The sequence below is a fragment of the Nostoc sp. UHCC 0302 genome (genome assembly GCF_038096175.1).
GTDB lineage: Bacteria > Cyanobacteriota > Cyanobacteriia > Cyanobacteriales > Nostocaceae > UHCC-0302.
The window spans coordinates 443423-458623 of record NZ_CP151099.1; the positions used below are offsets into that span (position 1 = coordinate 443423).

The following is a 15201-nucleotide window of genomic DNA, read 5'->3' on the forward strand; positions in this document are numbered from 1 at the left end:
TTAAATTGGTATGAGTAGCGATCGCTTGCTCAAGCTTCTGTCCGTAACAACCAAAAGCCACTGTAAGTCATCCCAGAATCATCTGGCTGTACTAACAAAAAGTGCAATCCCAGACTTGCCTGTTTACGCTGTTCGTAGGCTTGGGCTGCTGTGGCAACTTCTGAATCTTCAAATGTCGCAACTATCCACCTATCGACTAAACCAGCTTCTAAAATTAAGCCATCCGGTTCACCAGAAATATAATTCAAGGCTACGGGACGGGCTTGATGCAACCATCGTGCTAAACGCATCGATTGCCGTCCACCATAGATAATGACGCCGGGAACTGCGACTGTTGAGGCTAAACCCAGATTTATCGGTTTAAGAAATTCTGGCAGATGCAAAATGGGAATGGGGCGATTGCTAAAACTTGTTTCCACTTCACTAGCAGCCAAACTTGCGAACCGCCATTGTTCTCCCAAGAGGTTTTCTGGCAATGGTGCAGGAGGTGGTTTATCTATTGCTAAAGGATATTGCTGTTCCTGCAACCACTGCTTCAATGCAAAAGTGCGGCGGGTGGGTTCGACGTTAATGCCTAAGTTCCGTCCAGCCGCTTCAATTAAACTTAAGGACTGAGGACGAAACACTTGAATTATATTCGGTAGTTTTCCACCAGCGGCTAGTTCGAGTTGAGTTGCAACCCAACTCGAATTTGCTTCTGATTGTAGACAAGTGGCTTTGTATTCAAAGCTACGAGTTGGGTCACAAATTAATAAATCCCATAAAATTTGCCCTGCGGCGTTCCGCTGCGGACTACGATAAAAATCAGCTTGCCAAATTTTCATATTTTTTTTTGCCTCATGCAGAGGAGCCAGTGCGTTGGGCGGCTCTGCCGACTTAAAGCAACTGGCGTCGCGCAAAGTCGCAAAGAAGAACGCAAAAGTATGGTGTAAATGTGAAAGACTTTACAACCACTTGCCCATACCAATAACATTACTATCTGAAAAGCCAAGTCTTTCGTAGAAAGCTATAACGGATTTATTGGGCGATCGCACTTGTAGATTCACTTTTAGACAGCCAAGCTTTTTTAATTCAGCTTCAGCAGCTTTCATTATCAGTTGACCGATACCTTTGCGCTGATATTCTGGCAATACTGCTAGGTAATTTATCCAACCGCGATGCCCTTCGTAGCCAGCCATAACTGAACCAATAATTAAGTTATTTAAGGCTGATACTAAAAATAAATCTGGCTGAAATTGCAACTTTAACTCAATGTCGCGTTTTGGGTCGTTCCAAGGTACAACCAAATTGCAGCGATTCCACAACTTGATAACCTGCTGTTGATCATCTAACTTATAGAGTCTTACGTTAAGTTCTGTAATTTCTATATCTTTGAAATTGCATTCCATAAATTTTTATTTTTTACATTTTTTCTAGGTTTCTCTGATGCAGGGTTGGTAACGCACACTGATGAGAGCCTTTGGCAGGCTTATGAGAAAGCCAAGCAAATGAAAAAGCAATTCCAAGTGGTAAACCCAACTCTTTCGTCAGAGGAAATGCAGTGGTTTGTTAATTTTTACAAGTCGATGCATTAGCATAACGAGTTGATGTATTGGCATAACGAGTTGATGTATTGGCATAACGAGTCGATGTATTGGCATAACAAGTCGATGCATTAGCTCAAGACACTTTAGCTTGCCAAGGGGAGGATTGGAGAGGAGTGTACTTATTTAACGTGAGTTCGACAAGTACTATGTTGACCTCTCCCCCAGCCCCTCTCCTACGAGGAGAGGGGAGTAAAACGATGATTTTTTCGTTGCTCTTCCCTTTCCGCTTCGGAGAGGGAGGTTGGGAGGGAGAGGTTCATCGAACTCACGTTTATTTAAATTTAAATGCAAAGCGCTGTATCTGTGCAATAAGCAGTGTTTGCTAAATTACAGATAGCTGAATCTACGCGATTCCACACGAGTAATAACAAATGACCAATACTTCTCTACGAGAGGCTGCGCCAACGACTTCTCTACGAGACGCTACGCGAACGCTCAGTACAAGTGACCAATGACAAATGACAAAAAAAGGGGTAGGTAAACCCACCCCTCTATTGACCAGGAAACTAAAATGTTCTACAGCAGAACTTTAGCCAAAATCGGTTCTACACTCTTAGAAATCTCTGGGACATATACTTGTGACACGTAGTCAGCAATCATTCTATCTGTATTAAACAGTGGCGCATTTGTCCTAATTGATGCTTTCATCATCTGTACCCAACGATGAGGAACACCTTCAGCATCTTGGTCATAGTATAGAGGAACGATTTCCTCTTCTAAGAGCTTATACAGAGACTGCGAATCAATCCGATCCTGCAATTCTTGATCGCTAGTATTAGCATCTTCACCAATTGCCCAGCCGTTAATTCCTTTGCCATCGCTTCCAGCTTGGTAGCCTTCGCACCACCAGCCATCTAGCACGCTGCAATTAATGCCGCCGTTGAAGCAGACTTTTTGTCCACTTGTACCAGATGCTTCCAGTGGACGACGGGGATTATTCAACCAAACATCGACACCTTGCACCAGTTTTTGACCAGTGTAAATGTCGTAATCTTCAATAAAGGCGACTCGGTTGAGAATTCCTGAATTCTGACACCACTCCATTAAACGCTGAATGATCCGCTTGCCTTCTTCATCAGCTGGGTGGGCTTTACCTGCAAAGATAATTTGTACTGGACGTTGAGCATTGCCAAAAATTTTCAAGGCGCGTTGTGCATCGCGCAAAATCAGATCCCCGCGCTTGTAAGGGCTGAATCGTCTGGCAAAACCAATAGTTAGTACATTGGGATCAAGCAAGTTATCAGTAGCTTGAATTAATTCGTAATTTTCGCCACGCAACTCCCGCGATTTTTTGATTTTATATCGGGTGTAGGCAATCAGCCGTTCTTTGAGAATCAGATGTCGCGACCACAGTTCCTCATCGGGAATCTCTTCAACTTTCGCCCACATCTTGGGATCAACGGCACGAGTTTTCCAGTCTTCTCCCAAATACTGATTGTATAAGTCACCTAACAAGGGTGCTGTCCAAGTGGGTGCATGAACGCCATTGGTAATGTAACCAATTGGTACTTTGTCTTCTGACTGTTGGGGAAAGAGAACTGTCCACATTTTGCGGGAAACTTGACCGTGCAATTCACTCACGCCGTTACAAGTACGGCACATTCGCAGTGCGAGAACGGTCATACCAAATGGTTCCCAGGGGTCACCGAGTCGTCTTGCACCTAATGCCAAAAATTGCTCACGGGAAAGCCGCAATTGTGGCCAGTAGCTAGCAAAGAAAGAGTCAATTAAATCAGGAGAAAAGACATCATGACCGGCGGGAACGGGGGTATGGGTGGTGAATACACAGCTGTTCCGCACCGTAGCTTCGATATCGTAGAAGGATTTGCCAGTCTGTTCAATTTGTAAGCGGGCAATTTCTAGAGTACAGAAGGCGGCGTGTCCTTCGTTGAGGTGATAGACAGAAGGTTGAATTCCCAAAGCATTTAATGCTCGGACGCCACCAATTCCTAAGACGACTTCTTGGGCAATACGAGTTTCTAAGTTACCGCCGTACAGGTGTCCTGTTAGCCAGCGGTCGATGGGATCGTTGTCATGGCGATCGCTATCTAGTAAATATAGAGTTACTCGCCCAACTTGCACTCGCCAAATTTGCACTTTCACATTTCGCTGGCGAACTTGTAGCTGGATGGTAATTGCTTCCCCTTGGTCATCTTTAATTAACTCTAGGGGCATCCGTTGGAAGGGATTATCAATGTAGTAATCTTCTTGCCAGCCTTGGCGGTTCAAACGCTGCCGAAAGTAACCTTGGCGATACAGTAAACCAACACCAACCAATGGTACGCCTAAATCTGATGATGATTTTAGGTGATCCCCAGCCAGAATGCCTAAGCCGCCAGAGTAAACAGGTAGGGATTCATGGATGCCAAATTCAGCGCAAAAATAAGCTATGGGGCGGTCTTGGGAAACTTGCGGTGCAACCTTACTCACCCAAGTATCTTTCTGTGCAATGTATTGGTCAAACTCACGCGCTAGGGCAGAAATCTGCTTTAGGTAAAATGGATCTTCCGCTAATTGGGAGAGACGTTCGTAACTTGTCGACTCTAAAATTGCTACTGGGTTATGTCCGCAGCGTTCCCACTCTTGGGGATCAATATTTTGAAACAGCGAAATGCGATCGCCACTCCAACTCCACCAATAGTTATAAGCTAAATCTGCCAACCGCTTGAGCGGAAAAGGTAACTTTTCGCTTAAACGTCTTGCTGGGCTGATTGCAGTGCTGTTAGCCATACTAAATCTATGTCCTCTCGCCTAACTTTTTCTCTACGTGTTGAGGACTGGGGACTAGGAAAAATTTGCTTGATATTAGCTCATTCCCAGTTCCTAATCTCTAATTCATGATCCCCAATCACTAATTCCCAGTTCCTAATCCCTTCAGGTTGATCACACCGGAGTTTTCATGATTGAATTCTCCCCTGAAGTTGGAGGAGTTTATTGACATCAAACTTATCCTAGTGATGGATTTTTTTCGTTTTTGTATTCTAAGAATTATCCATGTTTTTGGAGCAATTTCATCTTTTTTTATATCAACTTCATTCACATTTTTTTAAATATCTTGTTTTATTGTTAATTTTTATTTCAAATTAACAACTAGATGCAATATGACGCATGTGACTTAATAAATAAGTTGTCATAACAAAACTGAAGATACTTAGGACTTACGAACTGTCACGGAAGAATCAAACCGCAGAGGCGCAGAGAAGCCAGTGCGTTGGGCGGGTTCCCCGACTTGTACCCCTAGCTACGCACAGCGTCTCCGACAGGAGAAGCGACTGGCGCGACACAGAGGAATAAGAGTTTGAGAGATATTTTGCGTAAGTCCTAATACTTTATGGCTAGTAGTTTGTGCTGTCTTCGCTAAAGCGCAAACTACAAACTTGAATTTATTTATGTCTATCTACTGATAAGTCAGTTCTAGCTAGAGTTGCCGTTGCAAAAAGATAATGCCTTTTCTACGCTTATAGTAGCAATTGTTAATCACGATAAAAATCATATTTGTTAATGAATAACTAAGGATAAAATCAAAATTAACGAAATGTGCATACTAACATCCAATTTCTAGAAAATAATCAATTACTAGCTAAAAGCAGCTATTATGATAAATTTCTAATATTGCATTTGTAAATTAGAGTTAATTTAATATTAAGAAATTACTAATACAAATTTTGTTTTATTAACAAAACCATGCGATCGCATCGAACCCATTTCCTGCGGTTTCTTCTCCAGTCTGAGCCAGGGGAGCTAGCTATTGCCAATGGCTTGCGAGCCGCCTTAGCATTGGGAGTTCCCATGCTGATTGGACAATTTACTGAGCAAAGGCAAAGCGGATTATTTATCGCTTTAATGGCTTTCTCTGTAAACATGACAAATATCGGCGGCCCTTACTGGATAAAAGCTACGGTAATGGCTGCTGCTACCTTGGGCATAGCTGTTTCAGCGTTTGTGGGTACTCTAGTGGGTGGAGTCCCAGCACTGGCTGTGGTGCTAACATTTCTCTGGGGACTTGGTTCAGGTTTTGCTTCCCTGTACGCTAATGGTGGTGCGAATGTAGGTTTGGTAATCGGAATATCATTTATTTCCACGATCGCGCAATCGGGAGACTTGAATCTCGCACTCATGCGATCGCTATTTTGCCTGATTGCAGGTGGATGGGCAATGCTACTTTCTTTAGTAATGTGGCCTTTTACACCTTATAAACCCTTGCGGACAGCTGTGGCTGAATGCTTCAGTGCGATTGCAAATTACATTCAAGCATTTCCAGCTAAAACGACTGGAACTGAGAATATTCTCAAAATTAGAGAGGCACTAGAGACAGCGCGGACTGCTTTGGGTACAGCACGCCTTGGGCAACAAGCTCGCAGTTGGATGGATGAGCAGTTATTAGTATTGATTGAGCATGGCGATTGCTTGCTCGGTTCAGTTATTGCTTTAATAGAGTTACTAGAAGTTAACTTAGAATATCAGCAATATCGCGCAGTCCAACGATTAGTGGACGATGCACTCGCACAACTATCACTCAGTCTTCAAGCCATAGCAAAAGTCATATCTGGCAAGGCTGCTAGCATCGACTTCGGAAATCTTCACCGCATCCATGAGGCACTCAAAGAACAAGAAAATCTGCAACGACAAGCCATTTCTGGTAGTGAAACAGACTACACAACTCTAGTTGCTTTAACTAATCTCGTGTTAATGCTCGAAAAGCTGTTGAAGCAGTTGCAGCATACAGCAGAGATAGCAAAATCTTTAGAAACAGATAGTAAAATCAGAAATCGAGATGTAGAGCCAATTCTTGTAGTTGTAGAACAGCAGCGATCGCTTTTAAGTTTACTCCAAGATAACCTCACCTCAGACTCAGCAATTTTTCGCCATGCATTACGCATTGGTGTAACTCTAGCTTTAGGCGTAACAATATACAGCATTACTAAATTACCAATGGGGTATTGGGTGACGCTAACAATTTTGCTCGTCCTCAAGCCAAACTTTGGTGCAACTTTCCAACGGTTTTTTCAACGTGTCGGCGGCACTATCTTCGGAGTAGTGTTAGCAGCTGTTTTAGCTGCAACTATCACGAGTAAATCTGTATTAGAAATTATCATTGTGCTGACGGTATTTTTTGGGATTTCCCTAATCAGCATCAACTATGGGTATGCGGTGGTTTTTTTGTCAATATTTGTTTTATTAATAACTGATATTGCTCATCCAATTGGTTGGCAATTTTCTGGCTTGCGAGTCTTGAATACACTAATTGGCGCAGGACTAGCTTTTGGAAGCCATTATTTGATGTGGCCCAACTGGGAACGTCAGCACTTACCCAATCAACTTGCCACTGCTTTACAACAATGCCGCAATTACTTTATCGACGTGATGGCTGTCTACCAAGGTACAAAAGAGCGTGATACCATCATCGCCCAACGGCGACAAACTGGGCTAGCAATTGGTAATGCTCAAGCTACATTTCAAGGGTTGTTACGCGAACCTCAAGTACAAATAGAATTAGTAGAACCTATGATGACGCTGCTGGCGTACATGGGACGTTTTATCAATGCAGTCACAGTATTAGCAGTACATCTCGAACATTTTCAAGGAACTCAGCCACTACCAGAATTAGAAAGCTTTGTCCGCCAAATTGCGCTGCTACTAGAGCAGTTAGCTGATGCAGTCCAGCAAGAAATTGCCCCACCACCCTTACCAGACTTAGATCAAACGCTGCAAAAAATTCAACCCCAACTAGAAGCATTGCGTACAGCCCGCATCCAAGAGCTAACTGTAAATCAAGGACATACTCCTGTACGTCAAGCGGTAATTGATTACAGTATATTAGATATAGAAATTGACGAGATTGTTCGCCGAGTAACTGCTATGCACTCAGCTATAGTACGACTAAGTATGTTAAATACTAAGGCGATCGCATAGTAGCAGAAGTGATTTTTGGAGTAGGGTTTAATTACTAAACTCGACCTACGTATTTAAAATACTACTAATTTTTTAGTTTCTAAAAAATTAAATTGATGTATTTAGATTTACCTTAAATAAAAAAAATATTTTATACAATGAGTTAAAACTTAAATTAGTTCTATATCAAAAGCTCATAATATAAATGATTAGTTCAATATTATCTTCATAATTTATTCGTAAAATTAACTTACTATGATTTCAGTCAGATGAAGCAGTAGTAAATTATGGCTAAAAACTTTCCCTGTTTTAATCAGCTAAAGAAAACATGGTGATATCTATATTCACACTTTTGGAAACAAACTAAACTAGATTGATTAGGTAAAAGTAAAATCTTAAACTTATATATCTATTGTTAGTACTCTGCTCAACATAAGGAAATAGCAGAGGCCTTTTTGTTTTGTAGATATATACATCACGTATTTCAAGTTGGTAAAGCACACAACTCAAATCGCAAAGCCAGGTGTAAATACTACTATATATACATCTGAATTCTGACTGGTAAACCTTCTAGCAGAGCTAGTCTCACCGCGTTGCTTCCTTGTGATTTCTGCTGTGTTACAAGAATAAAGCATTAGAATTTCAGGCATTTTGGGTAATTGGGAATGATTAGTTTCATAACAACATCTCTATGAGATTAATCCTGAAGAAAAAATCCAAAATTACACATTGAACTCTACATCATGAAACTCTATACGCCTAGTGAAATTGACCAACTCCAGCAAGAGCTTCCTTACTTGGTTGAAATTCGGCAATGGTTAAAAAGTTTTGTAGCTAGACCTCATCCTGATGTAGGTCGGCCTGGCACTGTTTGTCCTTTTGTGCCAAGAGGATTAAAGTTAAACTACATTCGGCTGAAAGTTATTCGTGATCAAAATTTGGTTCAGCAACAAATTGCAGAGATAGTACTACCTTACCTAAATACTTTCCAAGAGTTAGAACCAACAGAGGGAGATGCGGCTCTAAGTAAAGCTATATTGTTTATCTTTCCTAATATCAGTCCTGATGATGCTCCTAGATTAATTGATAGTGTCCAGAAACAACTTAAGCCTTTCTTTGTTGAGTCAGGACTAATGCTAGGAGAATTTCATAACCGCACTGAAAGTCCTGGACTACATAATCCCAATTTTCGACCGCTTCGTAGTCCTATACCCATGCTAGTTATCCGTCCAATGACTGAAGCTGATCTAACTTTTCTGATAGATGAAAACCCATATTTACGCATTAAGTATCTCGAAGCTTATTTAAAACATATGAAATTTGCATATGTCCAAGAGTTTGAACAGAAAATTAGAGATGAAAGCAAATTGATTCAAGCTAGTGAATTGCTGGCATCAACAAGAGCAGAAATTGCTATATACAGCAGTATTCAAGAACTAGGAGTTAGTACCCAAAAGTAAAAGAGGCTTTGTATAGCTATTGAACTTAGTACAGCATTTCATTAATTCGTAGCGAATTATCTTTAAAAGTTCTGTGTTTTAAAACGCTACGATTTTCTGTACTTCATTGACTTGCAAACTGTTGTAAATCAGATTACACAGATTTAGAAAAGTTTGTGTAATCTGATTGGGTTAGAAAATAATTGTATTAATAATAGAATATGCAGACAGAAAATAATAGCTTATATGGGGCGCAACATTTTTCGATAAATCTTTTAGATGAAACCAAAAAAAGTCAGATGCCAACGGAATTGATTGAGAGTGATACACAATATGTTAGGCATCTGTGCGTACATCAAATATTTGAGCAGCAGGTAGAAAAATCGCCTGAAGCCATTGCTTTGGTGTTTGAAAATACACAACTCAGCTATCGGCAGCTAAACCACCGGGCAAATCAGCTAGCACACCACCTGCGTAGCTTGGGTGTCGGTACTGAGGTACTTGTTGGGATTTATCTAGAGCGTTCTTTAGAGATGGTAGTGGGAATGCTGGGAATTCTCAAAGCTGGAGGCGCTTACGTGCCTTTAGACCCGGCATACCCCTCAGAACGCCTAACTTTTATTTTGGAAGATACACAGACACCTGTGATTTTGACCACAGAGCGATTACAAAAAAGCTTACCTAATCATGAGGCACAAGTAGTTTGTCTGGACTCAGATTGGGAAATAATTGCTCAACATCATCAAGAAAATCCGGTTTGTAAAGTAACAAATAATAACCTAATCTATGTAATCTACACATCTGGTTCCACAGGAAAGCCCAAGGGTGTAATGATTCCCCACCGCGGTATCTGCAATCAACTCTACTGGAAGCAGACAACCTTTGGATTAACTCAAACAGACAAAGTTTTACAAACCATTCCTTTTAGCTTCGACCCCTCAGTATGGCAGATATTCTGGCCATTGTGCTTTGGGGGACAGTTGATTATGGCTCGTCCAGGCGGACATCAGGATACTGCTTACCTTGTCAAGGTGATTGCTGAGCAGCAGATTACTATTATCGGCTTAGTACCTTCGTTGCTGCGTGCTTTCTTAGAGGAGGATGGCATTGAGAAATGCAAGTATCTGAGACACTTTACCTGTGGTGGTGAAGCTTTATCAGTCGAACTTATAGAGCGCTTTTTTACCCAGTTGAATTTAGACAATGTTCTGCATAATTGCTATGGCCCGACAGAAGCATCTATTGATGCGTCCTTTTGGACTTGCCAGCGCGATACTAATTATGCTGTTGCTCCGATTGGTTGCCCTATTACCAATACACAAATTTATATCTTAGATGAAGATTTGCAGCCTGTACCTGTTGGTGAATCGGGTGAACTGCATATTGGCGGTATTGGTTTAGCACGAGGCTATCTCAACCGTCCCGAATTGACCGCAGAGAAGTTTATTCCTCATCCTTTTAGTTCTGAAGTTGAGGCGCGTGTCTACAAAACTGGGGACTTGGCACGTTATTTACCAGACGGTAATATCGAATTCCTTGGTCGCATCGACCACCAAGTTAAAATTCGTGGCTTCCGTATTGAATTGGGAGAAATTGAAACTACCTTAAGTCAATATCCCACACTGAAACAGAACATAGTTATAGCCAGAGAAGATATTACTGGAGAAAAGCGGCTCGTGGCTTATGTAGTTGCTAACGCCAAGCAAATTCCAACACAGAGCGAATTACGCCGCTTTTTGCAGGAGAAGTTGCCTGAGTATATGGTTCCTGCTGCTTTTGTGTTTTTGGACACTTTGCCATTAAATTCTAACGGCAAAATAGACCGCCGTGCTTTGCCTGCACCGGATATTTCCAGTTTCAGTCAGTCAACTAACTTTGTCTCGCCCCGGAACTCTAATGAAGAAATTTTGGCTGCTATCTGGGCAACAGTTTTGCGCTTAGAACAGCTAGGCATCCACGACAATTTTTTTGAATTGGGAGGTCATTCGTTACTGGCTACTCAAATTATCTCACGGGTACGGCAAGCTTTCTCTGTGGAAATTTCGTTACAAGTTCTGTTTGAGAATCCAACGATCGCTAGTTTAGCTCAAACTATTTCCCAACAGAATCAAGCAGATCATCCCCAGAACCAGATTATTTTACAACAAGCAAACCGCAATTGGGCCCCTTTATCTTTTGCTCAGCAAAGAGTCTGGTTTTTGCAGCAGTTGGAACCAAACAACCCAGCTTACATCATTGCGAAAGCGCATCGCTTAACAGGTAAGCTAAACGTGAGTGTATTACAAAAGTCATTAGATGCGATCGCATCTCATCATGAAGCACTACGAACAAATTTTATCTCATCACCAGATGGTAGCCCGATACAGGTAATTGGCGAACCTCGCTCAGTTGAACTCAAGGTACTGGGGACTGGAGACTGGGGACACTTCCCTGCGGGACGCTTTGCGAACGACAAGCTCAGTGCATCGCTGGAGACTGGGGACAAGGGAGATGAAAAGGATACAACAATGCCTCATGTCCAATGCCCACTTGCCCTGAGCGAAGCCGAAGGGATGCCCAGCCTCTTAAACCACGAAACACAACGCCCCTTCAACCTAGAATCAGATTTGATGTTGCGTGCTACTTTGCTCCAGATAGATGAACAGGAGCATATATTGTTGTTGGTGATGCATCATATCGCCTCTGATGGCTGGTCGATGGGCATTCTCTGGCAGCAATTAGCCGCCGTCTATGAAAGCTTTTTAAATGAGAATCCCTTCCCTTTAGCAAAACTGCCTATTCAATATGCTGATTTTGCCATTTGGCAACACCAATGGCTATCTGGTGAGGTACTTACCAGTCAAAGAGACTACTGGAAAACTCAGTTAGCAGGTGCTAATACTGTACTGGAATTGCCCACTGATTACCCGCGTCCACCAGTGCAAACCTACCGGGGGGCGGCTCAATCATTGATGCTACCCCAGACTTTGAGTGCATCACTCACAGCACTTTCGCGTCAAGAAGGTGTCACCCTATTTATGACGTTGCTGGCAGCATTTGCAACAATACTGCACCGCTACACTGGGCAAGAAGACATTCTCATTGGTTCTCCGATTGCAGGCCGCAACCGCTCAGAGATTGAAGGGTTGATTGGATTTTTTATCAACACTGTCGTTTTACGCACTGATTTGTCTTACAACCCCAGTTTTCGTTCACTACTAAATCGAGTTCGGCAAATGGCATTGGGTGCTTATGCTCATCAAGATATGCCCTTTGAAAAACTGATAGAAGAACTGCAACCAGAGCGAGATACCAGCCGTAACCCACTGTTTCAAGTGTGGTTTAATATGCTCAACTTGGGAGATTTTCAACTAGAACTGTCTGGACTTACTGTAGAACCTGTTGTCATCCCAGAAGTTGCTTCTAAGTTCGACTTAACCCTGTATGTAGTAGAACAAACACAGGGAATCCAACTAGAATTGGTTTACAACGCTGATTTGTTTGCCTCAGAACGTATGGTGGAAATGTTGCAACAGTTCCATTATTTGCTGAATCAAATTGTGATTGCTCCTGAGAGCCAAATTAGTTTATATTCCCTGGTAACGCCAGAATCTCGGTATTTACTGCCAGAAGCAAGCACAGTTTTACCACAGCCAGATTATGAATTGGTAACAAAAATGTTTACCGCTTGGGTAAACAATACACCAGATAAGTCAGCACTTCATCAAGGCGATCGCATTTGGAACTACAAAGAATTACGTAAGATATCTCAAGGTTTAGCACGGGTGTTGTTAGCCCACGGAGTCGAGCGGGGAGATGTCATAGCTGTATTTGGAACCCGGAGTTTTGGACTTATTGCTAGTATACTTAGCGTGTTTTTCAGTGGAGGTGTGCTACTGACTATTGATCCGAAACTTCCCAGCCAGCGCCAGCAGTTGATGTTAAAAGAGGCTCAAGCTAAATACATATTATACGTAGATACTCCGCGCCCAGAAGATAAGGAAACATGGGATTCTTTACCAATCATCTGCGTAGATTCAGACACAGGAGAAGTAATAAATTCTCTCCAAAAGAGTAGTGAAAAAATAGACTTACCAGAAATCGTTGGTGACGATGCCGCTTATATTTTCTTTACTTCTGGGACTACTGGCGTTCCTAAAGGAGTTTTGGGGTGTCATAAAGGGATTTCGCATTTTTTAAATTGGCAGCGACAGACCTTTGGTATTACGCCACAAGACCGTGTTGCTCAATTAACAGGACTTTCTTTTGATGTCGTTCTCAGAGATATCTTCTTACCTTTAACTAGTGGTGCAACCTTATGCCTGCCGCCAGAGGGAGATAACTTAAAGCCGACAACAATTCTGCGTTACTTGGAACGTGAGCAGATTTCTGTGCTACATACAGTTCCTTCACTGGCGCAATCTTGGTTAGCTAATGTGCCACCAGGAGTAACTCTGCGTTGCCTACGCTGGTTATTTTTGGCTGGAGAACCTCTCAGAGATAGACTTGTACGTCGATGGCGGGATGCTTTTCCAGAAACTGGTGAAATTGTCAATCTCTATGGCCCTACAGAGACGACTTTAGCCAAATGTTATTACCAAATACCTGCGGAACCTACACCAGGAATACAGCCAATAGGATTGCCGCTTCCTGAAACTCAAGCATTAGTTTTGACACCAAATCATCAACTATGTGGCATCGGTGAACCAGGTGAGATTGTTTTGCGGACACCATTTTGCAGTTTAGGCTACATCAACGCCCCAGTAGAAAAACTGGCTCGATTTGTCAAAAATCCCTTTACAAATAACGAACAAGATTTACTTTATTACACAGGCGATCGCGGACGCTATCGTCCAGATGGCTGTTTAGAAATTCTCGGTCGCCTTGACCATCAAGTCAAGATTCGTGGCATACGTATTGAGCCAGGGGAAATTGAGACGGTGTTAGCCCAACACCCAAATGTAGACCAGAATGTAGTGATTGCTCGTGAAGATGCTGATAGCGATCGCCGCTTACTAGCTTACATTATCCCAAAACAAGAGGCAGCATCTACCATTAGTGACATTCGGCAATTCCTTTCCACAAGGCTGCCGCAGTATATGATGCCTTCAGCTTTTGTCTTACTGGACAACCTACCCCTGACAGCTAATGGTAAAGTAGATCGTCGCGCTTTACCTGCACCCGACTTCTCCAGGCAACAACCAGAAACCACCTTTGTGGCTCCACGGAATGAAGTCGAACGCCAGCTAACACAGATTTGGGAACAAATTTTAGGTGTCCCATCCATTGGCGTCAAAGATAACTTTTTTGAGCTAGGAGGACATTCCTTGCTGGCAATAAAACTGTTTTGGCAAATTGAGAAGACATTCAACAAAAATCTGCCGCTAGCCATTCTTTTTCAATCGGGTACTGTAGAAGCCTTAGCGAAAGAATTAGCAACAAACAACGCGTTAGCAAATACTTTTGAGCAACAGGACAAATTAAAAGCAAGTTGGTCAAGCCTCGTAGAAATTCAACCCAATGGTTCTAAACCTCCTTTCTTCTGTGTCCACGGACTAGGTGGAGAAGTTCTCTGCTTCCGTGAATTAGCAAAGTATCTGGGTTCAGAGCAACCATTTTATGGACTGCAACCACAAGGACTAGATAAAAAACAGCCTCCTCATACCCGACTTGAAGACATGGCATCACATTACATTCAAGAAATCAAGACCCTTCAGCCCAATGGGCCTTATTTTCTTGGAGGGTACTCTTTTGGTGGTGTAGTAGCTTTTGAGATGGCTCGACAACTTCATGAGCAAGGTGAGCAAGTTGGTATTCTAGTTATCCTTGACAGTTGTCGTTCAGGGTATAGCTGGCCAGCACCACTTCTCAAGCGAATTTCCCAGCATTTAAATAATTTTATTCAAAAAGGGCCTACCTACCTTTGGCAAAAAGCTGTCGGTTGGAGTCAGCGAAATAAATCCCATCTCCAAGATAGATATAAACAATATTTGGATATGGCAATTGGTTTGCCTGAAACTGACAAGCATCTAGAGATTATTGACGCTAACGGCCAGGCTATTTCTAAATATCTTTTTCCAGTTTACCCTGGTCGAGTTACGCTCTTACGAACTGAGGATCAGAATCGAGGCGCAGATGTAGGCGTGGAATACGATTTGCAATTTGGCTGGGGTGATGTAGTCACTGGAGGATTAGATGTCCATTACATTCCCGGATCTCATATTTCCCTACTCTATGAACCTCATGTACAAGTGTTAGCTGAGAAATTAAGAAATTGCTTAAACCAAGCTGCTTCTCAAGGGTGA

At 42.3% G+C, this 15201-nt stretch carries 6 protein-coding genes; 3 read left to right on the top strand and 3 right to left on the bottom strand.

Translation table 11 applies throughout. The features are described 5' to 3' along the window. Positions 1–29 precede the first annotated feature (29 nt). The 3 genes from WKK05_RS01870 to glgP form a co-directional block, all read right to left on the bottom strand. Positions 30–824, bottom strand: coding sequence for a Tab2/Atab2 family RNA-binding protein (locus WKK05_RS01870; RefSeq protein WP_341528121.1), 795 nt, complete (start codon positions 822–824; stop codon positions 30–32). Positions 825–944: 120 nt separating this feature from the next. Further along, positions 945–1388 carry a GNAT family acetyltransferase gene (locus WKK05_RS01875; RefSeq protein WP_341528122.1) on the bottom strand — a complete coding sequence of 148 codons (444 nt, stop codon included), beginning with the start codon at positions 1386–1388 and terminating at the stop codon, positions 945–947. A gap of 714 nt (positions 1389–2102) precedes the next feature. Then, a complete protein-coding gene (glgP, locus tag WKK05_RS01880) occupies positions 2103–4316 on the bottom strand; it encodes an alpha-glucan family phosphorylase (protein WP_341528123.1) in 2214 nt (737 codons plus the stop codon). 954 nt (positions 4317–5270) lie between these two features. Here glgP and WKK05_RS01885 point away from each other — a divergent pair. From WKK05_RS01885 to WKK05_RS01895, 3 genes are all read left to right on the top strand, one after another. Then, the gene (locus WKK05_RS01885) at positions 5271–7499 is read left to right on the top strand and encodes an FUSC family protein (protein ID WP_341528124.1); all 2229 of its coding nucleotides are present in this window, start codon (positions 5271–5273) and stop codon (positions 7497–7499) included. Positions 7500–8221: 722 nt separating this feature from the next. After that, complete coding sequence (locus WKK05_RS01890; protein ID WP_341528125.1) at positions 8222–8938, top strand: DUF6875 domain-containing protein; 717 nt, start codon at positions 8222–8224, stop codon at positions 8936–8938. 200 nt (positions 8939–9138) lie between these two features. Further along, positions 9139–15201 (top strand): amino acid adenylation domain-containing protein, encoded by a 6063-nt coding sequence (locus WKK05_RS01895; RefSeq protein WP_341528126.1) that lies wholly within the window; start codon positions 9139–9141, stop codon positions 15199–15201.

What these genes read in the sequence shown, in the direction of transcription:
- glgP (WP_341528123.1), bottom strand. Translation starts at nt 4,316, where the DNA reads ATGGCTAACAGCACTGCAATCAGCCCAGCAAGACGTTTAAGCGAAAAG.
- WKK05_RS01890 (WP_341528125.1), top strand. Translation starts at nt 8,222, where the DNA reads ATGAAACTCTATACGCCTAGTGAAATTGACCAACTCCAGCAAGAGCTT.
- WKK05_RS01895 (WP_341528126.1), top strand. Translation starts at nt 9,139, where the DNA reads ATGCAGACAGAAAATAATAGCTTATATGGGGCGCAACATTTTTCGATA.
- WKK05_RS01875 (WP_341528122.1), bottom strand. Translation starts at nt 1,388, where the DNA reads ATGGAATGCAATTTCAAAGATATAGAAATTACAGAACTTAACGTAAGA.
- WKK05_RS01885 (WP_341528124.1), top strand. Translation starts at nt 5,271, where the DNA reads ATGCGATCGCATCGAACCCATTTCCTGCGGTTTCTTCTCCAGTCTGAG.
- WKK05_RS01870 (WP_341528121.1), bottom strand. Translation starts at nt 824, where the DNA reads ATGAAAATTTGGCAAGCTGATTTTTATCGTAGTCCGCAGCGGAACGCC.